General features: G+C 59.8%; 29 protein-coding genes. 19 read left to right on the top strand and 10 right to left on the bottom strand.

Annotated features, from left to right (window positions below; all coding sequences use genetic code 11):
• Positions 1–95: 95 nt before the first annotated feature.
• The 4 genes from G340_RS0105335 to G340_RS0105320 form a co-directional block, all read right to left on the bottom strand.
• Positions 96–1,904, bottom strand: coding sequence for a methyl-accepting chemotaxis protein (locus tag G340_RS0105335; protein ID WP_020072628.1), 1,809 nt, complete (start codon positions 1,902–1,904; stop codon positions 96–98).
• A gap of 361 nt (positions 1,905–2,265) precedes the next feature.
• Complete coding sequence (locus G340_RS0105330; protein WP_020072627.1) at positions 2,266–2,904, bottom strand: ABC-2 transporter permease; 639 nt, start codon at positions 2,902–2,904, stop codon at positions 2,266–2,268.
• On the bottom strand, positions 2,901–3,761 hold the full coding sequence (locus G340_RS0105325) for an ABC transporter ATP-binding protein (RefSeq protein WP_020072626.1): 861 nt from the start codon (positions 3,759–3,761) through the stop codon (positions 2,901–2,903). The genes G340_RS0105330 and G340_RS0105325 overlap by 4 nt, the downstream gene beginning before the upstream one ends.
• Complete coding sequence (locus G340_RS0105320) at positions 3,758–4,138, bottom strand: GntR family transcriptional regulator (protein WP_020072625.1); 381 nt, start codon at positions 4,136–4,138, stop codon at positions 3,758–3,760. The genes G340_RS0105325 and G340_RS0105320 overlap by 4 nt, the downstream gene beginning before the upstream one ends.
• 373 nt (positions 4,139–4,511) lie before the next feature.
• On the opposite strand from G340_RS0105320, the gene G340_RS0105315 reads away from it, so the two are divergent.
• The 19 genes from G340_RS0105315 (at position 4,512) to hflX (ending at position 16,993) form a co-directional block, all read left to right on the top strand.
• Positions 4,512–4,832 (top strand): hypothetical protein, encoded by a 321-nt coding sequence (locus G340_RS0105315; protein WP_020072624.1) that lies wholly within the window; start codon positions 4,512–4,514, stop codon positions 4,830–4,832.
• Between the two features lie 2 nt (positions 4,833–4,834).
• Entirely contained in the window at positions 4,835–6,109 is a 1,275-nt protein-coding gene (locus G340_RS0105310) for a PBSX family phage terminase large subunit (protein WP_020072623.1), read from the top strand.
• The gene (locus G340_RS0105305; protein WP_020072622.1) at positions 6,096–7,259 is read left to right on the top strand and encodes a hypothetical protein; all 1,164 of its coding nucleotides are present in this window, start codon (positions 6,096–6,098) and stop codon (positions 7,257–7,259) included. Before G340_RS0105310 ends, G340_RS0105305 begins: the two co-directional genes overlap by 14 nt.
• Positions 7,256–8,242, top strand: coding sequence for a hypothetical protein (locus G340_RS0105300; protein WP_020072621.1), 987 nt, complete (start codon positions 7,256–7,258; stop codon positions 8,240–8,242). The genes G340_RS0105305 and G340_RS0105300 overlap by 4 nt, the downstream gene beginning before the upstream one ends.
• 59 nt (positions 8,243–8,301) lie before the next feature.
• Positions 8,302–8,643 (top strand): hypothetical protein, encoded by a 342-nt coding sequence (locus tag G340_RS0105295; protein WP_020072620.1) that lies wholly within the window; start codon positions 8,302–8,304, stop codon positions 8,641–8,643.
• A gap of 19 nt (positions 8,644–8,662) precedes the next feature.
• Complete coding sequence (locus G340_RS0105290; protein WP_020072619.1) at positions 8,663–9,673, top strand: phage major capsid protein; 1,011 nt, start codon at positions 8,663–8,665, stop codon at positions 9,671–9,673.
• Positions 9,674–9,693: 20 nt separating this feature from the next.
• On the top strand, positions 9,694–10,050 hold the full coding sequence (locus G340_RS0105285; RefSeq protein WP_020072618.1) for a hypothetical protein: 357 nt from the start codon (positions 9,694–9,696) through the stop codon (positions 10,048–10,050).
• Positions 10,047–10,403, top strand: coding sequence for a hypothetical protein (locus G340_RS0105280; protein ID WP_020072617.1), 357 nt, complete (start codon positions 10,047–10,049; stop codon positions 10,401–10,403). Before G340_RS0105285 ends, G340_RS0105280 begins: the two co-directional genes overlap by 4 nt.
• Positions 10,390–10,800 (top strand): hypothetical protein, encoded by a 411-nt coding sequence (locus G340_RS0105275; protein ID WP_020072616.1) that lies wholly within the window; start codon positions 10,390–10,392, stop codon positions 10,798–10,800. The genes G340_RS0105280 and G340_RS0105275 overlap by 14 nt, the downstream gene beginning before the upstream one ends.
• Position 10,801: 1 nt before the next feature.
• Positions 10,802–11,191 (top strand): hypothetical protein, encoded by a 390-nt coding sequence (locus G340_RS0105270; protein ID WP_020072615.1) that lies wholly within the window; start codon positions 10,802–10,804, stop codon positions 11,189–11,191.
• Positions 11,188–11,322, top strand: a complete 135-nt coding sequence (locus G340_RS18405) for a hypothetical protein (protein WP_020072614.1) — start codon at positions 11,188–11,190, stop codon at positions 11,320–11,322. The genes G340_RS0105270 and G340_RS18405 overlap by 4 nt, the downstream gene beginning before the upstream one ends.
• On the top strand, positions 11,319–11,843 hold the full coding sequence (locus G340_RS0105260) for a LysM peptidoglycan-binding domain-containing protein (protein WP_020072613.1): 525 nt from the start codon (positions 11,319–11,321) through the stop codon (positions 11,841–11,843). The genes G340_RS18405 and G340_RS0105260 overlap by 4 nt, the downstream gene beginning before the upstream one ends.
• On the top strand, positions 11,840–12,763 hold the full coding sequence (locus tag G340_RS0105255) for a hypothetical protein (protein ID WP_020072612.1): 924 nt from the start codon (positions 11,840–11,842) through the stop codon (positions 12,761–12,763). The genes G340_RS0105260 and G340_RS0105255 overlap by 4 nt, the downstream gene beginning before the upstream one ends.
• Positions 12,764–12,776: 13 nt before the next feature.
• On the top strand, positions 12,777–13,127 hold the full coding sequence (locus G340_RS0105250) for a hypothetical protein (RefSeq protein WP_020072611.1): 351 nt from the start codon (positions 12,777–12,779) through the stop codon (positions 13,125–13,127).
• Entirely contained in the window at positions 13,127–13,486 is a 360-nt protein-coding gene (locus tag G340_RS0105245; RefSeq protein ID WP_020072610.1) for a hypothetical protein, read from the top strand. Before G340_RS0105250 ends, G340_RS0105245 begins: the two co-directional genes overlap by 1 nt.
• A 4-nt stretch (positions 13,487–13,490) precedes the next feature.
• Positions 13,491–14,564 carry a baseplate J/gp47 family protein gene (locus G340_RS0105240; RefSeq protein ID WP_020072609.1) on the top strand — a complete coding sequence of 358 codons (1,074 nt, stop codon included), beginning with the start codon at positions 13,491–13,493 and terminating at the stop codon, positions 14,562–14,564.
• 1 nt (position 14,565) lies between these two features.
• Positions 14,566–15,132 (top strand): hypothetical protein, encoded by a 567-nt coding sequence (locus tag G340_RS0105235; RefSeq protein WP_020072608.1) that lies wholly within the window; start codon positions 14,566–14,568, stop codon positions 15,130–15,132.
• A 25-nt stretch (positions 15,133–15,157) separates the two neighbouring features.
• Positions 15,158–15,631, top strand: a complete 474-nt coding sequence (locus G340_RS0105230; RefSeq protein ID WP_020072607.1) for a hypothetical protein — start codon at positions 15,158–15,160, stop codon at positions 15,629–15,631.
• A gap of 93 nt (positions 15,632–15,724) precedes the next feature.
• Positions 15,725–16,993 carry a GTPase HflX gene (hflX, locus tag G340_RS0105225; protein WP_020072606.1) on the top strand — a complete coding sequence of 423 codons (1,269 nt, stop codon included), beginning with the start codon at positions 15,725–15,727 and terminating at the stop codon, positions 16,991–16,993.
• Positions 16,994–17,282: 289 nt separating this feature from the next.
• Here hflX and ruvX read toward each other — a convergent pair whose 3' ends face one another.
• The 6 genes from ruvX to G340_RS0105195 form a co-directional block, all read right to left on the bottom strand.
• Entirely contained in the window at positions 17,283–17,732 is a 450-nt protein-coding gene (gene ruvX, locus G340_RS0105220; RefSeq protein WP_020072605.1) for a Holliday junction resolvase RuvX, read from the bottom strand.
• A 110-nt stretch (positions 17,733–17,842) separates the two neighbouring features.
• Complete coding sequence (locus tag G340_RS0105215; protein ID WP_020072604.1) at positions 17,843–18,499, bottom strand: histidine phosphatase family protein; 657 nt, start codon at positions 18,497–18,499, stop codon at positions 17,843–17,845.
• 22 nt (positions 18,500–18,521) lie between these two features.
• A complete protein-coding gene (locus tag G340_RS0105210; protein WP_020072603.1) occupies positions 18,522–19,433 on the bottom strand; it encodes a dihydroorotate dehydrogenase in 912 nt (303 codons plus the stop codon).
• A gap of 3 nt (positions 19,434–19,436) precedes the next feature.
• Positions 19,437–20,207, bottom strand: coding sequence for a dihydroorotate dehydrogenase electron transfer subunit (locus G340_RS0105205; protein ID WP_020072602.1), 771 nt, complete (start codon positions 20,205–20,207; stop codon positions 19,437–19,439).
• 5 nt (positions 20,208–20,212) lie between these two features.
• On the bottom strand, positions 20,213–21,142 hold the full coding sequence (gene pyrF, locus G340_RS0105200) for an orotidine-5'-phosphate decarboxylase (RefSeq protein ID WP_020072601.1): 930 nt from the start codon (positions 21,140–21,142) through the stop codon (positions 20,213–20,215).
• A gap of 125 nt (positions 21,143–21,267) precedes the next feature.
• A complete protein-coding gene (locus tag G340_RS0105195) occupies positions 21,268–22,545 on the bottom strand; it encodes a dihydroorotase (protein WP_020072600.1) in 1,278 nt (425 codons plus the stop codon).
• Between the last annotated feature and the right edge of the window lie 152 nt (positions 22,546–22,697).

Here is a 22,697-nt window from a genome sequence, read left to right as displayed (position 1 = left end):
AGGGAGCGCGCCGGATCGAACTGTTTCGATCCGGCGCGCTCCCTTTTTATGAGTTATCATCAGGAGGATGCATGGGAGCGGTTTGTCTTTTTGCTTTACAGCATCGGCGCAAGCTCCGCAGATTCTTCCTCCGGGAAAAGCTCAGGTTCATGGGAGAACAGTGGAAAATCGGTGCCACCGGGAGCCTTTGGAAGGTCGGAGATCTGCACGGGTTCGCCGGCGGCGCCTCCCCTGAGCCGGAACACGTTGACCAGACCAAGCATGATTTCTGCCTGACCGGAGAGTTCCTCACTGGCGGCCGCGCTTTCTTCCGCGGTGGCGGAGTTGGTCTGCACAACGCCGGAAATCAGGTTGACGCCTTCGTTCACCTGATCGATGGCGCTGGTCTGCTCCTGGGAAGAGACCGCGATATCCTGAATCAGAACGGTGACGTCGGAGGATTTTTTTGCAATCTCGTCAAGGGACTTGCGAACCTTGTCTACCAGCTTGGTACTGTTTTGAATGGCGGAAAGGGTGTTTTCGACCAGAGAGGTGGTGCTGTCGGCGGCCTGGGCGCTTTTGCCCGCCAGATTCCGCACTTCCTCCGCCACCACGGAGAAGCCTCTCCCCGCGGAGCCGGCCCGGGCAGCCTCCACCGCCGCGTTCAGGGCCAGAATATTTGTCTGGAAGGCAATATCGTTAATCGTTTTAATGATCTTATTGATTTCGGCAGAAGTTTTTTCCATTTCGGACATCGCCCCCACCAGCTGCTGCATCAGCGCGTCGCCGTCCTGAATGACGCGGGTCGTTTCCTCCGCATTGGTGTTGGCGGCCTGCGCGTTTGAGGAGTTGGCCTTCACCTTATCGGAGATCTCGCTGAGGGTGGCGGCGAGCTCTTCAATTGAGCTGGCCTGCTCCGTTGCCCCCTGCGACAAAGTCTGCGCCCCTATGGATACCTGCTCGGCTCCGGTAGAAACCTGGCCGGCGGCAACCTGAATCTGCGAAAGGGTGCTGTTCAGGGAATCCAGAATAGAGACCAGAGCCTCTTTGATCGGCGCAAAGTCGTTTTGGTAATCGACATCGACAGTCACGGTCACGTCGCCCTTGGAAATGGCGCCAAGCACATATGAGATATTGTCAACGTAGGCCTTGAGATTTGCGGATACGGTGCGCATCCCCTCCGCCAGAACTCCCAGCTCATCCTTTGAGGTGTAGGGAACGTCGATATCCAGCTCGCCCTGAGCGAAGCGGAGCATGGCGGCCTCGATCTGTTTGATCGGTTTGGTAATGATGCGGACAATATAGACGCAGATCAGAATGACAAAAATAAGTATGGCTGTGCTGAAAACAGCGACGATCTGGTAGGTTTGCTTTTCTGTTTTGGAAGCGCTGATATAAAATTGGTTCGCTGCGGATTTGGAGGAGGAGCTGAGTGTGGAAGAGAGAGTTTGGGATGCGTTGGCAATCGTAATAAAATCGGAGTAGTACAGCTTTTTTGCGGATTCCACTTCTCCCCGGGCGTACATGTTCTGCAGCTGATCACTCAGCTTTTTCAGGGTGGTTGAGTTGGCGGTCAGCAGATTCAGCTTATCCTGATTCTCCTGTAAGGTAAGATTGTTTCTCAAGATGGCAATGTCGGACTGCATGGCAAGATCCAGTCTTCTCAGTTCGGACTGATACCCGACAGTGGAGTTCTTATCCTCGGTTGTCAAATACATCAGCAAATATTTCTGCTGCGTGTTGAGGGTTTTATTCAGATCTTCCGCAGCGGTCACGGTTTGATACGGTCCCTGATAGAAGCTGTTCAGAGAATTTGCAATCGATTTCATGCCGAGCATGATGATACAGGCCACCATCACACTAAACAATACAACTACAAAGGCAAAGCTAACCGTCAGTTTTTTGGGAATGGATAGATTTTTCATGGGAAGCCCTCCAAAACAACAATTTTTATCTCAGCCGCAAATCAATTCGGCATTAGTCTCAAAAAAACGAAATTTATTGTTCTTATTTTCCAAAATATGACTGGAATAATTATATAAGACTTGCCGAATTCTGTCAATCTGGAACGGGAAAAGTGGCCGACAAAAAAATGCCCTTATTTTTGGAAGGGCTTACAACAATGGATAAAAGTGAGGTGCAATGTAACAAAAAATCGGCCCGAATCGCTTTTGATCCGGGCCGGTTATCAGCAAATTGATTTTTTTTACAGAAAAAATTTGTTTCTGAAAAGGAAGATTTTTGGATTAAATGACGTCACTTGTCTCGATGAGTTTGCAGGAGAGATTACTGGATATCTTTTTTCTCCATGATCTTACAGGAGATGAGATAGGACAAAAAGAGCAGGAGGAGAGAGGCCCCCCAGGCTGCCGTTACCAGAAAAACAATAGACAGATCACCCGGCCCGGAGACAGTGAAGGGGAATTTTTGCAGAAGATAGATCAGCAGAAAGACAAGCAAAAAAACGCCCATCAGCAAGATCCGCGCGGTTTGGGTGCCAAAGCGGTACATCAGCGGAACCAGAATGCCGATTAGAACGAGCGACATCCCAATGGAACTTGAAATTTGAAGAATGATTTCCGCATGGAACAAATTGCCCGCAGCAGCCGAGAATGCGAAAGAAATGCAAGTGGCTGCAAGGATTGCCAACAATAAGTAAACGTATCTGCCGAGCACCAACAGCCGTTTGCTGACTGGTAAGGAAAGTGCGTAGAGATTCCATTTGCAGGCTTCGTCATATGCGAACAGACTGATAGACAGAAATACTGTGAAATAAATGGACAGGAAGGACAGCGTCCCATTGCCGAGGAGGGAATAATCAGAATGCGTTGCCAATGAGATGAAAAACAGCAGCAGAAGAATCGCGCTGAAAGCCAGCAGGCTTCGTTTGGAGATCATGAGGTCTTTCATCAATAAGCCTTTCATCGTTTTTGCTCCCTTCCGTAAAATACCATAATGTCGTCGATTCCGGCCGGGTCTACCATCAGCCCGGGGTGGCGCTTGGCGAATGCCGGCCGGTCTTTGACCAGCGCTTCGCAGCCAAAGGAATTCTTCCGGCTGCGCAGATAGTCGCACTCCGGCAGGTGCGCAAATTCCTCCGCGCCGCATTTGACCACGCCGTAAGAATCCAGAATTTCGTCCTTTGAGCCGCTCAGCAAAACCTTGCCCTCGTGGATGAAGGTGATATAATCCGCGACGCGTTCCAGATCGGCGGTGATGTGCGACGAGAAGAGCACGGCATGTTCCTCATCCTGAATGAATTCCAGAAGCAGGTCGAGAATCTCACTGCGCATAACAGGGTCGAGCCCGCTGGTGGCTTCGTCCAGAATCAGAAGGCGGGGGTGGTGAGCCAGCGCGGCGGCAATCGACAGCTTCATCCGCATTCCCTTGGAAAAATCCTTGATCAGCTGATCGCGCGGGAGACTGAATTCCTCCAGATAGCGCTGATACAGCGGCTCATCCCAGTTTGGAAAGAACCTGCTCAGCAGGGAGCTGATGTGCCTAGAATGAAACTCCCCGGGAAAATAGCAGTCGTCGAATACCACGCCGATTTGTTCTTTGACTTTGCGCTCCTCCTTCTGCGCGTTCAGACCAAACACGAAAATTTCGCCGCTGCCGGGCTTGAGCTCGTTTAAGATCAGTTTAATGGTGGTGGTTTTGCCGGCGCCGTTTTCGCCCACCAGCCCCATGATGCTGCCGCCGGCAACAGAAAAGCTGATATCCTGTAAGGCAAAGGAGGGAAAACGCTTCGTCAGGCCGCGTACTTCCAGTAAATTCTTCATATCGATTCTCCTTTATAAAGTTGAGTGAGAAGTTCAGAAAGCTGCTCGAGGGGAATAGAGCCGGCCTGTGCCAGCCGCACAGCCTGCGAGATCAGCTCCCGGATTTGGCGCAGGTGCTCCTCCTGAATTGCCGAAACGTTGCGTGCCGCGACAAAACTGCCTTTGCCCGCCCGGGTGATCAGGAAGCCGTCGCGCTCCAGGTCTTCGTAGGCTCGCTTCGTGGTGATCACGCTGATCTGCAGTTCCCTGGCCAGCACGCGCATCGACGGCAGAGCGTCGCCCTCTTTCAGCTTGCCGCTGATGATCTGATTCTTGATTTGGCGGGTGATCTGTTCGTAGATTGGCCTGCTGTCTGAGTTGCTGATGAAAATATCCACGGCGCTCTCCTTTCTGAATACTGTATATATACTATATACACAGTATGACGCGATTGTGTGAAAAAGTCAAGTGTTTTTTCTAGGAAAGCGAACCGAGTTATACGTAAAGTATATATTGCACTTATTTTTACATTTTTCGTCCCTTTTTTCCCTGTTTTGCAGAAAAACAGAAAATATTTTTAAGGGCTTTCTCTTTCGGGAGAAAGTTTTTTTCTTTTGTCCCGGAGAGTCAGAACCTGCTGATCCCGACAAAAATCGAAACGGATTTGTTGGACGCCGCAAAGAACGGCGAAAAGGAGACCGGCTGGGAAGAACGGTGGGAAACGATGCTGCAAAGCAGACCGATCGGACTGTAATTGGGGAAGGAGGGCGTATGACGGACCCAAATAAGGCAAAGCGAAAAATCATGCGCGGCTACGATAAGCTGGCGTTTGGCGGGGTTGCGGACGCCGTGCGGCTGATGTTCTGCGACAACCCGGATCAGCTGGAGATTCGCGGGATGGATTTGTTCAACGTGGCGGAAATCAAGCGCCCGAAGGGCGGCGGGATGGAAATCAAGTTTTTTGACCGCATTAAGGCGCTGCAATGCTTGGAGCAGATGAATGAGGAGCGCGGGGAGGGCCCGGGCGGCTTTTACCGTGCGCTTGAACAGAGCGTGCGCAGCTTTGAGCCGGATTCGCCGGAGGGGGACTGAGCTTGGAATTTCACCCTTTTTCAAAAAAGCAGCTTCAGGCGCTGAGCTGGTGGTGCAGGGGCAGCCCGTTTGAGGATTACAGCGCGGTGATCTGCGACGGCGCGGTGCGCAGCGGCAAGACGCTTTGCCTCGGCATTTCCTTTATTGCGTGGGCGTTTTACCGGTTTGACGGCCAGTCGTTTGCGCTGTGCGGAAAAACCATTCGCTCCCTGCGGCGGAATCTGGTGGTTCCCTTGCTGCCGGTGCTGCGGGAAAACGGCTTTGAATGTACCCTGAAGCTTTCGGAAAATCTGCTGACCATCTCGGCAGGCAGGCGCGAAAACCGATTTTACCTGTTCGGCGGCAAGGATGAATCCTCCTCCGCGCTGATTCAGGGCATGACGCTTGCAGGCGTGCTGTTCGACGAGGTGGCCCTGATGCCCCGCTCGTTTGTGGAGCAGGCGCTGGCCCGCTGCTCGGTGGAGGGCTCGACCTTTTGGTTCGACTGCAACCCGGAGCACCCCCAGCACTGGTTTTACCGCGAGTGGATTCAGAACGCCGAGAAGAAGAACGCGCTGTACCTGCATTTTCAAATGCAGGACAATCCGTCGCTGTCTCAGGCGATGCTCGAGCGCTACCGGGGGCTGTATTCCGGTGTGTTTTACCGGCGCTTTGTGCTGGGGGAGTGGGTGGCCGCCGAGGGGCTGGTATACCCCTTTATGACGCGGGAGCAGTTTTGCCCCGTGCCGCAGGGAGCGCTGGAACGCCATGTGATTTCGTGCGATTATGGCACGGTCAACCCCTCCTCCTTCGGGCTGTGGGGCAGGCAGAACAGCTGCTGGTACCGGATTGCGGAATATTACTACGATTCTCGCCGGGAGGGAATGCAGCGCACGGACGAGGAACACTACGCGGGGCTGTGCCGGCTAGCGGGAGGCAGAAAAATTGAGTGCGTGGTGGCCGACCCCTCCGCCGCGAGCTTTATGGCGGTGATCCGCCGCCACGGGGAGTTTCGGGTGATCCCGGCCAAAAACGATGTGCTGGATGGAATCCGCCAGGTGGCGGCAGCACTTAAGGCCGGACAGCTTCGCATCTGCGACACCTGCGACGACGCGATACGGGAATTCGCGCTGTACCGGTGGAGCTCCGATTCCGCACGCGACGCGCCGATCAAGGAAAACGACCACGCGATGGACGACATCCGGTATTTTACCGCGACCATATTACAGCAGGACGCGGGTGGCTGCTTTGCGGTGGCCGCGCCGCGCCGGACAGGAGAGTATGATGGGTTGGTTTAAAACGAAGAAAGGCCCGCCTGCTGTTTCCGCCATGCAGACAGGCCCGCGCTCCGGGTGGCAGGCGGGCTGGGAATGGAACCGCAGCGCGCCGCTCGCGGGCGGAGAGCAACGGCTGTACGGCGCGCTGCGGGAGTCGGTGCCGATCATTTCCGCCGCGCTGGAAAAGACGGTGCGGCTGATCGGCGCTTTTCAGGTGGAATGCCCGGACGCCGCCGCGCGGCGGGGTTTGGCGGAATTTTTGAGGCGTGTGCCGGTGGGGGCGGCGCAGGCGGGAATCCAGAGCTTTTTGTGCACCTACCTCGACCAGCTGCTGATGTACGGCACCGCTGTCGGGGAGATCCTCCTGAGCGCCGACGCCGACGGGATCGCGGGGCTTTACAATGCCCGGCTGGAGCACCTGGAACTGCGCCGGGGAGAAAATCCGCTGGAGGTGCAGCTGTGCGTGCGCGGGCCGTCGGGAGAAGCCGTGCCGGTGAAACACCCCAATCTGGTGCTGCTGTCCGCGCTGAATCCCGAGCCGGGGGAGGTGCGCGGCGTATCGATTCTGCGTGGGCTCCCCTTTTTAGGGGAGGTTCTGATGAAAATTTACCATACGATCGGCGTCAACTGGGACCGTGTGGGGAATACCCGTTTTGCGGTGACCTACAAGCCCTCCGGCGACGGGGATCGGGCCTACGGCGCCGAGCGCGCCCGGCAGATTGCCGATCAGTGGAGCCGCGCGATGCAGTCGGGGGCCGGGGTGAGCGATTTTGTCGCCGTGGGCGACGTGAGCATTCGGGTGATCGGCGCGGACAATCAGATTCTGGACAGTGATATCCCCGTGCGCCAGCTTTTGGAGCAGATTGTGGCGAAGCTGGGGGTGCCGCCGTTTTTGCTGGGGCTTTCGTGGTCGTCGACCGAGCGGATGTCATCCCAGCAGGCCGACCTGCTCACCAGCGAGCTGGAAAGCTATCGCCGCATGCTGGAGCCGGTGATTGAGAAAATCTGCAGAATATGGCTTTTGCTGAACGGATACTCCGAGCGGATGGAGATTGTTTGGGAGGACATCAGTTTGCAGGATACGGTGGATTTGTCGGGAGCCCGGCTCAAAAACGCGCAGGCGGCCAAGCTGGAATGGGAGGTTCAGAAGGAAAAGGAGGGGAGAGCATGAGAGAGGGCTATGTGATCAAAAGCGCGCAGAGCGCGGCTTCACCGGAGGAGCTTCGGCAGATCGGCCGCTACACCCGGCGGGAATTTTCACCCGAAGAGCTGTATGTATTTTCGGTGGTGCTGTGCGACAACGAGATCGACCGCGATTTTGAGCGTTTCACAATCCCGGCGCTGCACCGGCTGGGGGAGCTGTTCCTCGGCAAAACCGGGCTGTTTGACCACAGTATGAAAAGCGGCGACCAGACCGCCCGGATTTTTTCGACCCATGTGGAAACCGATCCGCAGAAAACGACACAGGCGGGCGAGCCGTACACCCGGCTGGTGGCAAGAGCCTATCTGCCGAAATCGGAGAAGAACGCCGATTTGATTCTGGAACTGGAATCGGGAATCAAAAAGGAGGTCAGCGTGGGCTGCGCGGTGGGCAAGTCCACCTGCTCCGTCTGCGGAGCGGACAAAATAAAGCAGGCGTGCGGGCATGTGAAGGGGCGCGGCTATGGCGGCGCGGGGCAGAAGAAAATCTGCTGCACCGTGCTCGACGAGCCGGCGGACGCCTACGAATGGTCGTTTGTGGCGGTGCCCGCCCAACGGGCGGCCGGGGTGATCAAGGCCTTTGGGCCCAAGAAGGAGGAAAAGGAAGCCATGGTGGAAATCAGGAAGTCGCTGCGCGCTGGGGAGCCGGTAATGCTGACCGCCGCACAGGCTGAGGAGCTTGAAAAACAGCTGGAGCGGCTGGAGGCCTTGGCGGAGAGCGGCAGGCAGTACCGCGAAAGCGTGAGCAAAAACGTGGTGCGGCTGTGCGCGCTCGGCAAAGCGGGAATCCCGGCGGAGGTGATGGGCCGCGCGGCGCAGAGTATGCCGCTGGAGGATTTGCTCGCGCTGGAAAAAGCGCTCAACCAGCAGGCGGAGGGCATCCTGCCGCTTCGCCCACAGCTCATGCCGGAGCATCCGGCGGCGGACAGTGGGAACGACGTGTTCCGGATTTAGGGATAGCGATTCCCGGTTTGATGGAAGAGAGGAAATCTATAAAAATGGGAGGAAAGAGCATGAAAGTAGCATTTGGCGGGTATGGGGAAAAGCTCGTTACCTTTGAGACGGCGGAAGGCGTTCTGGCCGGAATGCCGGTGATGATGAGCGCGAACGGAACGGTGGCGCCCTGCGCCGCGGGAAAGGCATTCTGCGGCGCCGCAGTGAATGTGCGTGACGGATTTGCCGCCGTGCAGCTGGCCGGGTATGTGCGGCTGCCCTACACGGGCACGACCCCGGTGGTCGGCTACCAGACGCTGGCGGGCGACGGCGCGGGCAAGATCAAGGCGGACGCGGCCGGAAGATCGGTTCTGGTTGTGGACGTGGACGCTTCCGCCGCAGTATGCGGCGTGATTCTGTAACGAAGAAGGAGGAGAACTCATGGCTTTTTATGACACGCTTAAACTGGAAAAGGGTATGTACACGGCGGGAAAAGGTTTTACCCGGACGCTGGAGGAGCTGGATCCCTCCGCGAATTACGAGGGCACTCCGCTGGCGGGGCTGGACGCCTACCAGCGCCAGCTCAAGCGCTTTGACATCCGCGTGGGCGGCACCGGCTCCGACCCGGTGGAAAAATTCTTTCAGACCAGCGACAGCGCGGCACTGTTCCCCGAATATGTTTCGCGCGCGGTGCGTCAGGGAATAGAGCGGGCCGATTTGCTGCCCGGCATTGTGGCGACGGTGACGAAAATCAACTCGATGGATTACCGCACGATCACCTCCGATCCCCTGCCGCAGGACAAGGAGCTTCTGCCGGTGGCGGAGGGTGCGGAGATTCCCCGCACGGTGGTCAAAACACAGGAAAATCTGGTGCGCCTGCACAAGCGCGGGCGCATGCTTGTGGCGTCGTATGAAGCGCTGCGCTTTCAGAAGCTGGACCTGTTTACCGTTACGCTGCGGCAGATCGGTGCATATATCGCCCGCGCGCAGCTCGACGACGCGGTGAACGTACTGCTTGACGGCGACGGAAACGACAACCCCGCCCCGGCAACGGATGTGACCGGCGCACTTTCGTATCAAAACATGGTCAGCCTGTGGAGCGCACTGCAGCCCTACGAGCTGAACACCATTCTGGCCTCTACCCCGGCGGTGGAGGATATTCTGAACCTGAAGGAGTTTCAGGATTCCGCGGCGGGGCTCGATTTTCAGGGTACCGGCAGGCTGGCCACACCGCTCGGTGCAAAGCTGCTGCATGTGCCGTCGCTTTCCGGCAGCCGCCTGATCGGCCTCGACAAGAACTGCGCGCTGGAAATGGTGCAGGCCGGCGATGTGCTGACCGATTCCGACAAGCTGATCGACCGCCAGCTCGAGCGCGCCTCCATCAGCGTGATCGCCGGGTTCGCGAAGATCTTTGCCGGCGCGTGCCGCGCTGTCAGCTATACCGGAGAATAAAAGAAAGGGAGGGAAAGCCGATGAATCCGCAGGCGATTCTGGAACGATTTCTTTGCCTTTCGGGGCTTTCCCCGGAGGAAGCGCAGCCCTGGCAGGGGCTGTGTGAGGAGGCCATGCAGGAATTGAGCGCCCGTGTGCTCACCGGAGCGGAGGGCGGGACGGCGCTGCTGAACGCCGCTGCCGCCGCCCTGGCCTTTTACCGCTTCTGCACGGCGCAGTCCAGCACGCCGGAGAGCAATTTTGCCGCCGGGGATGTTCGCGTGACGAAAAGCGCCGCCGGAATGGAAGCGGCCCGCCGGTTTTGGCTGGAGGCGCGCCGCGCCGCCGCCCCTTACCTGCGCGACGAGGAATTTTATTTCAGGCAGGTGCGCTCATGACCCGGGCGGGGTTCCTCCGGCGGATGCTGGAGCGGTATGGCAGCGATACAATAGTGACGGTTCCGGGAGAAAGCCCCGTGACCGTGCGGGCGATGATTCAGGCGATGAACTATAAAAACAAGGTTTACCCCGACGACGCGTGGATGCCGGAGGGGTACTTTGACAATTCCCATTTCTTTTATATCGGCCCGCCCGACTGTCGGCTGGACCAGATGAGCGGCGCGGTGCTGCGCTGCGCGGGAAGGGAATACCAGGTTATCCGCGCGCAAAACTTTGTGGCGGGCAACCGGGCTTTATATGTATGGGCGGTTCTGCGGGAGCTGCCGGGGGAGGAAGCAGATGGCGGAATTTGATTTGCTGGAGCGGGAGCTGCTGCTCCAGCTGCAGGAAAAGGAATCCCTTCGGGATATCCGGTTTTCGGCGGCGTGGGAAAACAGGCGGGGAAAGTCGGACGGTGTCAGCGCCGTGTTGAAAATCCTGCCGGTGCGGTTTGTCCCGGCCTCGCTGGATGAATCGCTGCGCCGGGCGGAGCTGACCGTCGGCATCTGGATTTCCGCCCCGCGGGCGATGGGCGGCGCCGCGTGTGTGGACGCTTTTTCGCGCATCAGTGACGCGCTGCTGTTCGGGGAAAACGGGCTGTGCCTGCAGACCATCTCGTGCGGGAAGGTGGAGTATTCCGAAGCCGCCGAAGCGTTCCGGATGAGCGCCGAGGTGGGCATGACGGCATACTGCCGGGAAAGCGGGGGATAACATGGAGCTTTTGGTGCCGAAGCGTCAGAGCGTATCCATTGAGCTGAACGGCGAGAGGGTTGCTTGCGCAAGCGCTGTAAAATGTGTGTGCGTCAAAGAGCGCAGGGCAATCCGCGCGTTTGGCGAGGTGGAGGCGGTGGCCTGGCTGGAGCGCTCCCCCTCGTATCGCCTGGAGCTTTCTCAGCTGAGTGTGCCGGGGCAGATCGGCCGCTCGTCCCTTTGGGAGATGAGCGACTTTCGCCTTGTCACCGTGCAGGACGGCGTACGCACCGTATACAGCGGCTGCGAGTGGCAGGAGCTGACGGAGCGGGCGGACGCCGGAGACGGCTTTTTGGCGGAGCATGCTGTGATGACCGCGCGGAAGAGAAGCAGAGAGGAGGAGCCGGTATGAACGAAATCGAAGGCGTTGCCGGGAGTATTTCCGCTGTACAGGAAAAAGAGCAGGCCGAACGGATCAGCCGCGCGCTGGAGCGGGATTACCGGCGCTATCCCCGCCCGATTGCGGAGGAGGAGCCGGTATGAAGCTGCAGCCAATGAAATACGGCAATTACGTCTGGCCGCATAACCCTGAGCGTTTGACGGTGAGCTGCCGCAGAGCGGTGCGGGAGCTGCAGGCGCCGTTTGCCGGGAGCATTTTGCAGGATTACGGCGTGCAGAAGCGCGTGGTGGAGGGCGAGGGCGAATTCTACGGCGGGGACTGCATCGGGCAGTTCCAAAAGCTGTATGGAGAGCTGGAAAAAACGGAACGGGCCGTGCTGACCCTGCCGAATGTTCCGCCGTTCCCCGCGCGCTTTGTCACGCTCGAGCTGATCGGCAGCCCCGAGCCGGACCTTGTACGCTACCGTTTTGTGTTCTGGGAGGACGGCGCGGCGGAAGCTGCCGGGAACCTGCTCTCCGGGCAGGTATACGAATGCCGCGAGGGCGACGATCTGTGGCGGATCGCCGCGCTGTATTCGGTTACCGTGCAGCAGCTGCTGGAGAAAAATCCGGCAATCCGCTGGCCGAACTACCTGCGTGAGGGTGAAAAGGTGATGATCCCGTGAAGTTTGAGGGAATCACGGCGCAGGGAACGGTATATTCCCTCGGCGTGCCGCTGTCTGTTCACATCAGCCGGGGCGCGGGCGCTCCCGCGGACGAGCTGGTGGGGGAATTCCCATGGAGCGCTTTGCCCCCGCTGTACCGTCTGCGGGTGTTGGACGGGGATAGGCTTGTGTTTTTTGGCCCCGTGGATGTTCTGCAGGAGAAGATTTCACCCAAAGGAGCCTTTTTGCGCGTGGAGGGACGGAGCCTTGCGGCGCTGCTGCTCGACAATGAGGCGCTGCCGCAGACGTATTACTCTCCGCCTTTTTCTGCCGTGTTTGCCCGCCATGCCGCGCCGTACGGATTTATGCGATACCGGGTGCCGGGCGGAGCGGAAAAAATCGGGGAGTTTACGGTGACAAAGGGCATGAGCGAATGGCAGGTGCTCGAAAGCTTTTGCCGCCGTGCGTGGAGTACATCCCCCGCTTTGCAGACTGGGGGCGAGTTGACGGTCGGCGGAGCGGAAGAGAGTGGAATACTTTGGTTTGGAGATTCCGTGCGGGGGCTGACGTATCTTTCCCTGACCAGAACGTGCAGGGAATATGAGAGAATCAGCGAGCTTCTGGCTCGCTCGGCCAGGGATGGGCGCTATACCGTTTCACTCACGGACGAACAGGCGCTGCGCGACGGCATTCGCCGCAGGCGCTGCCTGAGTGCTTCCCCGGCGGCCGGCGCGAGGCAGGTTCTTGCAAACGCGCGGCAGAAGTCGCTGGAATATACGCTGGTCTTGCCCGGCTGGCCCGATGTGCAGCCGGGAAGAAACGCGGAGATCGGTGACAGATTGCTTGGCAGGGCGGCGGGACTCAGGGTGTGGAGCGTGGAGTATGGACTGGATGCCGGCGGGATGCTCTGTACCGTCGCGCTGCGGCGGGCCGCGGAGTAAAGGAGGAAACAGGATGTGGATTTCGGAGAAAATGGCCGCTTCTCGCGCTGCGGGGAGCACGGTGGCTTCCGGTGAGGTGACGGGCGGGCGGGACGCCCGCATCGCCGCGCAGGGTGAAACCGAATACCGCCGCCTTGCGCTGGCAGCTCCCTGGGGAATCGCGTATCTGCCCCCGGCGGGGGCAAGGGCGGTGATTTTCGGCGGAGCGGAAAACCCGGTGTGCGCCGGTACCATTGTGGAGACGGGAGGGCTTGAGCCCGGCGAGCTTCTGCTCTTTTCCGCCGGAGGGGCGCGCATCTGCCTGAAAAATTCCGGCGAGGTGGTCATCAACGGCCAGACCTTTGCCGCCGAGGGGGAATCGTGATGGATACCAGGCTTGACGGGGGCGACTTCGCGGTTGGGGCAAACGGCCTGCCGGGGTCTGTCGGCGGAAGGGAAGAGCTGTTGCAGCGGGCTTTGATTCGCCTTACGGTGCCGCGCGGCAGTTTTTCGTACGACCCGGAGCTCGGCGGCAGGCTGCACACGCTGGTGCTGTCCGGCGCGGATTTGAGCGCGCGGGCGCGAGAGCTTGTGGAGGAAGCGCTCGCGGCGATGCCGGGGGTTTCGGTGGAGCAGGTTGCCTGTACGCCGCTCGGCGGGGGCCGCGCGCGCCTTGCGGCGGAGCTTTCCACCTCCTTTGGCCCGGGCGTTGTTTCGCTGGAACTGACAGGACAGGAGGGATAATGCGGTGGAAAGTTACGGCTCTGTTTTGGAGCGGATGCAGCAAAGCTTTCAGGAACTGGCGGGCTTTTCTGCGGACGACGCGTCGGATCTGGGAATCCGGCTCAAGGTACTGGCAGGGGAGGTTTATTCCCTGCTGAACGGGGTGGAATGGCTGAAAAGTCAGATGTTCCCACAGACGGCGCAGGGAGAATACCTGAGGATGCACGCCGCGCAGCGCGGGCTTTCCCGCAAAAGCGCGGTGTTTTCCTCCGGAGTGCTGGTATTCGGGCGCACCGGCACCCTGCCGTATGATGTGCTGATCCCGAAGGGCACGGTCTGCGCCGTTTCGGGCGCGGCTGGCCTACGTTTTGAAACAACGCAGGACATCACGCTCCCGGCCGGCGCGCAGACGGCGCAGGGGCCGGCGGTGTCGCAGCAGGGGGGCAAAGAATCCAACGCGGCGGCGGGAACCGTGACGCTTTTGCTCACGCCCCCGGCGGGTGTGGAGACCGTGTCGAATCCGCAGGCCTTTACCGGCGGCGCCGACGAGGAGACCGACGAGGAGCTGCGCAAGCGCCTGCTGAAAAGCTATGAGGTGCTGCCAAACGGCACCAACGCCGAGTTTTACCGCAGCTATGCGGTGCAGTACGACGGAATTCAGTCCGCAAGCGTTCTGCCCCGAGCCGACGGCAGCGGAACCGTCGCCATTTACGCTGCGGGCCGGGGCGCGGCCCCGCCGCAGGCTTTGCTGGAGAAAATACAGTCGGAGCTGAACCGTCTGCGCGAGGTGAACGTGGAGGTGACGGTGCACCCGCCGGAGCTGGTAGGGTTCCCGATCTCCATATATATTGATCCCGCGCCGGGGTGCACCCTTGCGGCGGCCACCCACGAGACCCTCGAGGTAATCCGGTCGTATTTCGATCAGCTTTCCGTGGGGGAATCCGTCATTCTGGCGCAGCTCGGCAGGCGGCTGATCGACACCGGGCTGATCCGCAATTACCATTTTGACGAAACCCTGACCAAGGATAAAAAGATGGAGATTTCACAGCTGGCGGTACCCGACCCGGTGTATGTGCAGCAGATGGGGAGCGTGGTATAGCATGAGGGCGATGGATTCCATGCGGGAAAAGCTCCTGCCGCTCCGGCTGTACCGAATGGACGGCGAAAGCCGGGTGGAGGCGGAGCTTTCCGCCGCGGCCGAGGGGCTTGACCTGGTGTATGAGGCGCTCGAAGGCCTGACGCGGGAGGCGTTTGTTGAAACAGCCGAGGGGTGGGGCCTTTCGATGCGGGAGCTCACCTTCGGCTCGGAGCGCGCGGAGCTGCCGCTGGAGCTGCGGCGCGAAATGCTCCTGTACCGCGGCGCGGTGACGGTGAACGACAACACCAAGGGGAGCGTGGAGCGTGCGCTGCTTTCCATAGGGCTGCGCACGGAACTCTGGGAGGCGCCCCGCGAGCAGAAGCTGTATGTCATCTGCTATGAGGTGCTGGATCAGAAGGTGACGCGGTACTGGTTAAAGCAGGCCGCGCTGCGCTTTCTGCCCGCCCATCTGGAAATTATTTTTGATTTTGGAAAAGTGACGTGGGCCTATCTGCGGGAAACGGAAAAAACATTTCAGCAGCTTGAAGAGCCCGGGTACACCTGGGAGCAGATTCGGGAGCTGGAATGATGAGAACAACTGGGAGGGAAAGGAAATGCCGTCCACGAATAAAACGCCCCGGCTGGGGCTAAATAGCTGGGTAGACACCGATAAGCCCCGGCGGGAGGATTTTGTACAGGACAATGCGATTCTGGATACGGTGATCAGCGGGCATGTGGCCGATATGGTGCTGCATTTGACCGAGGCCGACCGGCTGAAGCTCAGCGACGGCCTGGTGGCGGGCAGCCGCGCGGGCACGGGAGTCGAGGAGGCCTCTATTACGCTCGATTTTGAACCAAAGCTCGTGTTTGTGTTTTCAAAGGAAAAGCCGCTGGTCGATTACAGCGCTTCCGGCGGCTATACCGTGGTGAACAGCGGGATCGGCACACAGTGGGGCAACACACAGGGGGTGTCTATCAGCGGGAATAAAGTGTCCTTCAGGCAGAGCAAAACCGCCCCTGAGGCGGGCGGTGTGATGCTGAATCTGAACAAGCTGTACGGCCAGTATATTTATTTGGCCATGCGGTAACGGTGATTGACGAACCGGCGTTTTTATACTATGATAGGGTACAAATCATTCCCGGAAGGAGTTCGCTTTCCGGGCTGCGGATAGGAGCTTACCATGGAACTGTTTGAAAATGAAGTTCGCCCCGAGCGTGCGCTTTTGGTGGCGGTGGATACAGGGGAATACGACGTGGAAGCGTCAATGGCGGAGCTGTACGAGCTTACGCGGAGCGCGGGCGCGGAGCCGTATGGCTCGATGGTGCAGAAGCGCCCCTCGCCGGACTCCGCAACATGTGTCGGCTCCGGCATGGCCGAGGATATTGCCGATTACTGCACGCGCTACGAAATGGATCTGCTCATTTTCGACTGCGAGCTCTCGCCGACCCAGATTCGCAATCTGGAGGAAAAAACCGGCGTGCGGGTGATTGACCGCACGATGCTGATCCTCGATATTTTTGCCGCCAGGGCAAAATCAAAGGAGGGCAAGCTCCAGGTGGAGCTTGCCCAGCTTCGCTATCTGCTGCCGCGCCTGAGCGGCAGGGGAATCGAAATGTCGCGCCTTGGCGGCGGAATCGGTACGCGCGGCCCCGGCGAAACAAAGCTCGAGACCGACCGCCGGCACATCCGCCGCAGAATTGAGGGCCTGAAGGAGCAGCTGGAAGAGGTGGAAAAACACCGCGAGCAGATCAACCGCCGCCGCCAGAAGGACGGTGTGATCACCGTTGCGCTCGTCGGCTACACCAACGCCGGGAAAAGCACGCTGATGAACTACCTGACGCAGGCGGGCGTTCTGGCGAAAGACCAGCTGTTCGCAACGCTCGACCCCACGGCCCGGGCCTTAAAGCTGCCCGGCGGCGTTACCGTGATGCTGATCGATACGGTCGGCTTTGTGCGCAGGCTGCCGCACCATCTGGTCAACGCGTTTCGCTCTACGCTCGAGCAGGCCGCTCTGGCGGATCTGATTCTGAACGTGTGCGACGCGTCCAGCCCCGAAGCGCAGACTCACCTGGAGGTGACGCGCGCCTTGTTGGCGGAGCTGGGCTGGAAGGACCGCCCGGTCATTCCGGTGCTCAACAAGTGCGATTTGGTTCCGGAGCTCGGCGTCGTACCCATGATCGGCAACGCCGTACGCATCAGCGCGGTAACGGGAGCGGGTATTGGTGAGCTGCTTCAAACGATCGAACGCAGTCTGCCGGTTCGCACCGTGCGGGTAGAAGCGCTTCTACCTTTTGCGGAAAGCGGCCTGGCCGCCCGCGTACGCAAGGACGGCGTGTTGCAGGAGGAAGAATACACCGCGCACGGCCTGAAAATCATTGCGCGGGTGGGTCCGGAGCTGCTGGAGCAGCTTTCGCGCTATCTGGTCGATTCCGAAGGGCCAAAGGACTGATTTCGGGATAAGAAATGAAGCGCTCGGGGGACAAACGGAACAGCCCTTACGCTGACGAACAAAGAACAAAATCCCTGCCAGCCAGCAAGTGTACGCTGCCCGGCGCCGTATTTGGCGCGATGAATCTGCCGCCCGGGTTATAAAAGGATATTCTGATGCAGAACGCAGCGGCGGGACGGCAGCCGGGGCGCGGGACAGACCTCGCTCTGCATTTTTAATTTGAAAAAGAAAAACACCTTGCTTCGGGCCCGGAGGCCGAAACAAGGTGCCGAATGATAGGACAGGGGTTTTATTCGCCCTGTGGCGGGCCGGCGGATTCTGTCCGCCGGTTTTTGCGGTACATCAGGTAATTTTCTAGAATGATGGTGGCGGCCACGGCGTCTACCACAGCCTTGCGGCGCTTGCCGCGCGTGTCGGTCGCGTTCAGGTAATTGTGCGCTGTGATGGTGGTTCCGCGCTCGTCGCAGAAGGCGACGGGGATTCCGCTTTCCCGCTCGAGTCTGGCCCCGAACGCGCGGGCGTTTTGAGCGCTTTCTCCCTCGCTGCCGTCCATATTGCGCGGCAGGCCCACCACCAGAAGCTTTGCGTTCTGTGCCCGCGCGGCTTCCGCTATGGCCTGGCACAGGCGGTTCGGGTTGTGCTCCTGCACCACCGCAAGCGGGCTGGCCAGAAGCTCGCCCTCGTCGCACACGGCAAGGCCGGTGCGCGCCTTGCCCAAATCCACCGCCAGTATCTTCATGGCAGACCCTCCTGTTTTCAGTCAAAATTCATTTTTGAAAAGCGTATCGCAAAGCCGCTGCTCTCTCTTGCCAAAGGCGCGGGGAGACAGCCCGACTCCGGTTATCGCCGTCAGTTTTTTCGTGTCCAGTCGCGGGGGGAGGCGCAAATGAGCGCCCCGGCCAGATGCGAGGCGTCGTTTTTCAGACGGATGACGGCGTTGAGCTCCTCGTCAAAATCGACGATGCTCACCGCGGTGTTGTCGCTCCAGTCCATATCGTTCAGCTGTTCGATGGGCCATCCCTCGGCGCGGCAGAGGAAATTGCGGATGGCGCAGCCGTGGCTGGTCACAGCGATCGTTTTGCCGGGATTTTCCCGAATCAGGCGCATCACGGTGTCCCAGATGCGGTCGTAAACCTGCCTCATACTCTCTCCCCGCTCCGAAACGAACTCGTGCGGCGTTTTCCACCAGATCTCTGCCATTTCGGGGAATTTCTCGGGCAGGTCCGTCCACGGTACGCCCTCCCATTCGCCGCCGTCCAGCTCCATCAGCCCCTGCTCCTGCAAAATGGGCAGGTTGTGGTATTGGTTCACGGCCACGGCCGTTTCATACGCGCGCACCAGCGGGCTGGAATACAGCACGTCTATTTTGGTGTTGCGCAGGCGCAGCGCCAGCAGCTCGAGCTGCTGGCGTCCGTTTTCGGTGATTGGAGCATCCGTGCGCCCCTGAAAAATCTGTTTTACGTTTCCTTCCGCCTCACAATGGCGGATCAAGATCACTCTGGTCATTCACTGCTCCCTTTCTTTGTCGTCACCAGGGCATTACGCCGCCGGTCAGCTCTGTTACGGAAGAAATTCCGTTCTGCTCCATATATTCGTTCAGCCCCTTTAGAATATGCAGGGGCGCTTTGGGGTCGCTGAAAAACACGGTACCGATCTGCAGCGCGGCAGCGCCCGCCAGCAGCATTTCGACCGCATCCTGCCAGGTGGAGATGCCGCCCATGCCGACCACCGGAATGTTTACCCTTGCGGCGGCCTGCCACACCATGCGCACGGCCACCGGGAACACCGCCGGGCCGGAGAGCCCGCCCGTGTTGTTGTGCAGGATGGGCCTGCGGGTCTTGAGGTCGATGCGCATTCCGGTCAGCGTGTTGATCAGAGAAATTGCGTCGGCCCCGGCGCTCTCCGCTGCGGCGGCGATCTCGCCGATATCCGCAACGTTTGGCGAAAGCTTCACCATCAACGGCTTTTTGCAGAACCTGCGCACCTGCGAGGTGATGTCCTCCACACCGGCGCAGGAGGTGCCGAAGTGCACGCCGCCCTGTTTTACGTTCGGACAGGAGATGTTCAGCTCGATCATGTCAACGGCGGTGTCGGAAAGGCGCTCTGCCATTTCGCAGTATTCCGCCGGGGTGTTGCCCGCAATATTGGCGATGATCCGCGTGCCCTGCTGCGAGAGCCACGGCAGATCCTTTTCGATGAAGGTGTCGACGCCGGGATTCTGCAGCCCAACCGCGTTGAGCATGCCGCCAGGCGTTTCCGCGATGCGCGGCGGGGGATTGCCCGCGCGTTCTTTCAGCGTAATTCCTTTGCAGGAGATGCCGCCGAGCGTGGAGAGCGGGAAAAACTCCCGGTATTCATGGCCGAAGCCGAAGGTGCCGGAGGCCGCGATCAGCGGATTCTGGAATGTTACCCCGGCGACGGTTACGTTCAAATCTGCCATGCGCTATTCCTCCCAAACGATGCTGCGGCTGTCAAAGACGGGGCCGTCTTTACAGACATGGGCATAAATCTCTTTGCCGCCGCGCAGAATTTTGCAGGCGCAGCCAAGGCACGCGCCCACGCCGCAGGCCATGCGCTCCTCCAGCGAAAACTGGGCGGGAATCTTCTGCTCCTGTGCCAGAGCGCCGAGCGCTTTGAGCATCGGCTTTGGGCCGCAGGCAAAGAGAACGTCGGTTTCCGCCGCGTACTGGCGCGCGCAGTCCGCCACCGTACCGTGAAAGCCCATGCTCCCGTCGTCTGTCGAGATGAACACCCGGCAGCCCGCCAGCGCGAAGTCGCGCGCCAGGATCACGGATTCCTGATTGCGGAAGCCGAGGATCACTGTGGCGTTTTGACCGAATGGTCTTGCCGCCGCGAGCAGCGGGGGCACACCGATTCCGCCGCCGACAAACAGCGCCCGGCGATTGGTGTCGCCGAGATCGAAGCCGTTGCCGAGCGGAGCCAGCAGGTCGATGAAATCGCCCAGGCGCTTTTGACCCAGAAGCGCGGTGCCCTCGCCGCGCTCCTGAAAGACCAGGCGCAGGGTGCCGTTCTCCGCGTCGATGTCGCAGATCGAGATTGGGCGGCGCAGGGTTTTGCCCGGCACCAGCACATGCACGAACTGCCCCGGTTTTGCCGCGCGGGCAAAATCCTCCGCGTCCACAATCCAGTCGTGGATTCCCGGCGCGGGCTGCTTGTGGTAGATGATTTCGCACTGCATCGTATCGTATTTCATAGGCGTTATCCAATCCTCCCGATTCTTGTGGTAATCGCGTCGCGCATGCGTACGGCTTCCCTTGCGGCGGCCTTCGCGAACTCCTGCTCGGGGGCGTTCTCCTTCTGCCACGCGCACAGAATGCTGCGCGAGGCGTTGACCACCGCGCCGAGGCCCGAGGCGTCGAAGGCGGGGGCTACATCGTCCGCGCCGCCGCCCTGCGCGCCGTAGCCCGGTACGAGGAAGAACGTGTGGGGGAATTCAATGCGCAGCTCGCGCAGCTGCGCGGGGTAGGTGGCGCCCACTACCGCCCCGACGCCCGAATACACATATGCACCGGGCAGCAGCTCGCCCCACTGCTCGCACATCACGCCCATCTGGTAATAGACGGATTTTCCGTTTTTCAGCTGCTGATCCTGCAATTCGCCGGAGGAGGGATTTGAGGTTTTCACAAGAACGAAGATGCCCTTGTCCTCTTGTTTACATAAACCCAGCAGGGGCTTGATTCCGTCGGAGCCGAGGTAGGCGTTCACCGTCAGCGCGTCGCCCGCAAAGGGGGTGAGCCGTTCTCCATCCACGTCTGTTTTGCCCAGATGCGCGTTGGCGTAGGCTTCCATAGTGGTGCCGATATCGTTGCGCTTGCCGTCGGTGATGACGAACAGTCCCCGCTCGCGGGCATACTCTATTGTTTGGGCCAGCGCGCGCATTCCCGGCCAGCCGAGCGCCTCATAGTAGGCGCACTGGGGCTTGATTGCGGGCACAATGGGGGCCAGCTCGTCGATTAGAGCGCGGTGAAAGCGCAGCACCGCGTCGGCTGCGCCCTCGAGTGTTTTGCCGTATTCCGCGTAGGATTCTTCCCGAAGAAAGCGGGGGATATATTCCAGCTTGGGGTCGAGTCCCGCAACGGTGGGATTTTGCTTTTCAATGATCTTTTCAATCAGCGTGTCCAGTGACATAAGGCTCCTCCTCCAATTTATAATGCCGCCGGCCGTCAGGCCGCTTTTTCGGCCTTCCCCTCTAGCGACGGGGGGAGGTCCGCTTGTATTTCAGGGGAATTCCGCGCGGCTCCGCGTGGTATTCTTTACGCCTCCCGGTAAACGATGCTGCCGCGGCATACGGTATATTTGACCTTGCCGGAGAGCTCCATCCCGGCGAAGGGGGTATTGCGGCTTTTTCCGTGCAGCTTTGCGGGGTTCACCGTCCAGCGCTCGCTTTCGCTGAATAGAACGATATCCGCCGGCGCGCCCTGCTTGAGCGTGCCGCCGGGGATTCCGAGAATCCTTGCCGGGACGACCGACATTTTTTCAATCAGCTGCCAAAGCGTCAGACAGCCGGTGTTGACCAGATACGTGATGCCGACGGCGAGCGAGGTTTCCATGCCGATTGAGCCGTTTGACGCGGTGAGAAAATCGGCTTTTTCCGCCGAGGTGTGCGGCGCGTGGTCGGTGGCGATCGCGTCGAGCGTGCCGTCGCGCAGCGCCTCGCGGATCGCGCGCAGATCGCGTTCGGTGCGCAGGGGCGGGTTCATCCGGCAGTCGCCGTTTTTAGAGAGCAGCGCCTGCTCCGTCAGCGAGAAATAATGCGGAGCGGTTTCCGCGGTCACCTGCACGCCGCGGTGCTTTGCGTCGCGGATCATCGCGGCGGCGACAGCTGTGCTCACGTGGCAGATGTGAATCGGCACACCGTACGATTCGGCCAGCGCAATGTCGCGCGCGGTGCCGCATTCCTCGGCGGCGGCGGGGATGCCCGGTACGCCGAGCCGGCGGCTGACCTCGCCCTCATTCATCAGGCCCCCGGCAGCCAAATATAAATCCTCGCAGTGAGAAACAACCCGCAGGCCCAGCCGCGCTGCCCGCTGCATTCCCTCGGCCATCAGGCGGGTGTCGGTCACGGGCCGCCCGTCGTCTGAAACAGCGGTAACGCCCGCCGCTTTCAGCGCGGCCATGTCGGTCAGCGCTTCGCTGCGAAGGCCCGTGGTGATTGCGGCAGTCACATATACACGCGCATCGGCGTGCTCCGCGCGGGCGAGAATGTCCCGCGCGACTTCGGGCGTGTCGGTCACGGGGTTGGTGTTCGGCATCGCCAAAAGGCTCGTGACGCCGCCCGCCGCCGCCGCGCGGCATCCGCTCTGGATGTCCTCCTTCTGCGTAAAGCCCGGGTCGCGCAGGTGAACGTGCATGTCCACCAGTCCGGGGGCTGCTGTCAGTCCGCCCGCTTCGATCACTCTTGCGCCCTGTACCGAAAGGTGCGCGCCCATTTCCGCGATGATGCCGTCCCGTATCAGAAGATCGCCGGTGCGGTCGATTCCGTCCGCGGGGCTTACGATCCGGGCGCCCCGGATGAGAAGCTGTTCCGCCATACTGCCGCCTCCTGTCTGTTCTTTTTGCAGCCGTACCGCCAAAGGGGTATTTTAATTCTTCCCCCGCCAAGGGCGGGGGAAGAGGCTGTTTTTTCTATTCCTATTATACATGATTCGGGCAAGTCCGTAAACCGCGCAACTGTTCCGAAAAA

Origin of the sequence: Faecalispora sporosphaeroides DSM 1294, from assembly GCA_000383295.1 — a bacterium.
Classification (GTDB): Bacteria; Bacillota; Clostridia; order Oscillospirales; family Acutalibacteraceae; genus Faecalispora; species Faecalispora sporosphaeroides.
This window is presented reverse-complemented; position numbering and strand designations above follow the sequence as displayed.

What these genes read in the sequence shown, in the direction of transcription:
- ruvX (WP_020072605.1), bottom strand. Translation starts at nt 17,732, where the DNA reads ATGAAGATACTGGCGGTGGATTTGGGCAAGGCGCGCACCGGCCTTGCC.
- G340_RS0105290 (WP_020072619.1), top strand. Translation starts at nt 8,663, where the DNA reads ATGGCTTTTTATGACACGCTTAAACTGGAAAAGGGTATGTACACGGCG.
- G340_RS0105210 (WP_020072603.1), bottom strand. Translation starts at nt 19,433, where the DNA reads ATGGCAGATTTGAACGTAACCGTCGCCGGGGTAACATTCCAGAATCCG.
- G340_RS0105270 (WP_020072615.1), top strand. Translation starts at nt 10,802, where the DNA reads ATGGAGCTTTTGGTGCCGAAGCGTCAGAGCGTATCCATTGAGCTGAAC.
- G340_RS0105335 (WP_020072628.1), bottom strand. Translation starts at nt 1,904, where the DNA reads ATGAAAAATCTATCCATTCCCAAAAAACTGACGGTTAGCTTTGCCTTT.
- G340_RS0105215 (WP_020072604.1), bottom strand. Translation starts at nt 18,499, where the DNA reads ATGACCAGAGTGATCTTGATCCGCCATTGTGAGGCGGAAGGAAACGTA.
- G340_RS0105280 (WP_020072617.1), top strand. Translation starts at nt 10,047, where the DNA reads ATGACCCGGGCGGGGTTCCTCCGGCGGATGCTGGAGCGGTATGGCAGC.
- G340_RS0105300 (WP_020072621.1), top strand. Translation starts at nt 7,256, where the DNA reads ATGAGAGAGGGCTATGTGATCAAAAGCGCGCAGAGCGCGGCTTCACCG.
- G340_RS0105275 (WP_020072616.1), top strand. Translation starts at nt 10,390, where the DNA reads ATGGCGGAATTTGATTTGCTGGAGCGGGAGCTGCTGCTCCAGCTGCAG.
- G340_RS0105205 (WP_020072602.1), bottom strand. Translation starts at nt 20,207, where the DNA reads ATGAAATACGATACGATGCAGTGCGAAATCATCTACCACAAGCAGCCC.
- G340_RS18405 (WP_020072614.1), top strand. Translation starts at nt 11,188, where the DNA reads ATGAACGAAATCGAAGGCGTTGCCGGGAGTATTTCCGCTGTACAGGAA.
- G340_RS0105250 (WP_020072611.1), top strand. Translation starts at nt 12,777, where the DNA reads ATGTGGATTTCGGAGAAAATGGCCGCTTCTCGCGCTGCGGGGAGCACG.
- pyrF (WP_020072601.1), bottom strand. Translation starts at nt 21,142, where the DNA reads ATGTCACTGGACACGCTGATTGAAAAGATCATTGAAAAGCAAAATCCC.
- G340_RS0105285 (WP_020072618.1), top strand. Translation starts at nt 9,694, where the DNA reads ATGAATCCGCAGGCGATTCTGGAACGATTTCTTTGCCTTTCGGGGCTT.
- G340_RS0105305 (WP_020072622.1), top strand. Translation starts at nt 6,096, where the DNA reads ATGGGTTGGTTTAAAACGAAGAAAGGCCCGCCTGCTGTTTCCGCCATG.
- G340_RS0105315 (WP_020072624.1), top strand. Translation starts at nt 4,512, where the DNA reads ATGACGGACCCAAATAAGGCAAAGCGAAAAATCATGCGCGGCTACGAT.
- G340_RS0105245 (WP_020072610.1), top strand. Translation starts at nt 13,127, where the DNA reads ATGGATACCAGGCTTGACGGGGGCGACTTCGCGGTTGGGGCAAACGGC.
- G340_RS0105325 (WP_020072626.1), bottom strand. Translation starts at nt 3,761, where the DNA reads ATGAAGAATTTACTGGAAGTACGCGGCCTGACGAAGCGTTTTCCCTCC.
- G340_RS0105195 (WP_020072600.1), bottom strand. Translation starts at nt 22,545, where the DNA reads ATGGCGGAACAGCTTCTCATCCGGGGCGCCCGGATCGTAAGCCCCGCG.
- G340_RS0105235 (WP_020072608.1), top strand. Translation starts at nt 14,566, where the DNA reads ATGAGGGCGATGGATTCCATGCGGGAAAAGCTCCTGCCGCTCCGGCTG.
- G340_RS0105295 (WP_020072620.1), top strand. Translation starts at nt 8,302, where the DNA reads ATGAAAGTAGCATTTGGCGGGTATGGGGAAAAGCTCGTTACCTTTGAG.
- G340_RS0105260 (WP_020072613.1), top strand. Translation starts at nt 11,319, where the DNA reads ATGAAGCTGCAGCCAATGAAATACGGCAATTACGTCTGGCCGCATAAC.
- G340_RS0105330 (WP_020072627.1), bottom strand. Translation starts at nt 2,904, where the DNA reads ATGAAAGGCTTATTGATGAAAGACCTCATGATCTCCAAACGAAGCCTG.
- hflX (WP_020072606.1), top strand. Translation starts at nt 15,725, where the DNA reads ATGGAACTGTTTGAAAATGAAGTTCGCCCCGAGCGTGCGCTTTTGGTG.
- G340_RS0105230 (WP_020072607.1), top strand. Translation starts at nt 15,158, where the DNA reads ATGCCGTCCACGAATAAAACGCCCCGGCTGGGGCTAAATAGCTGGGTA.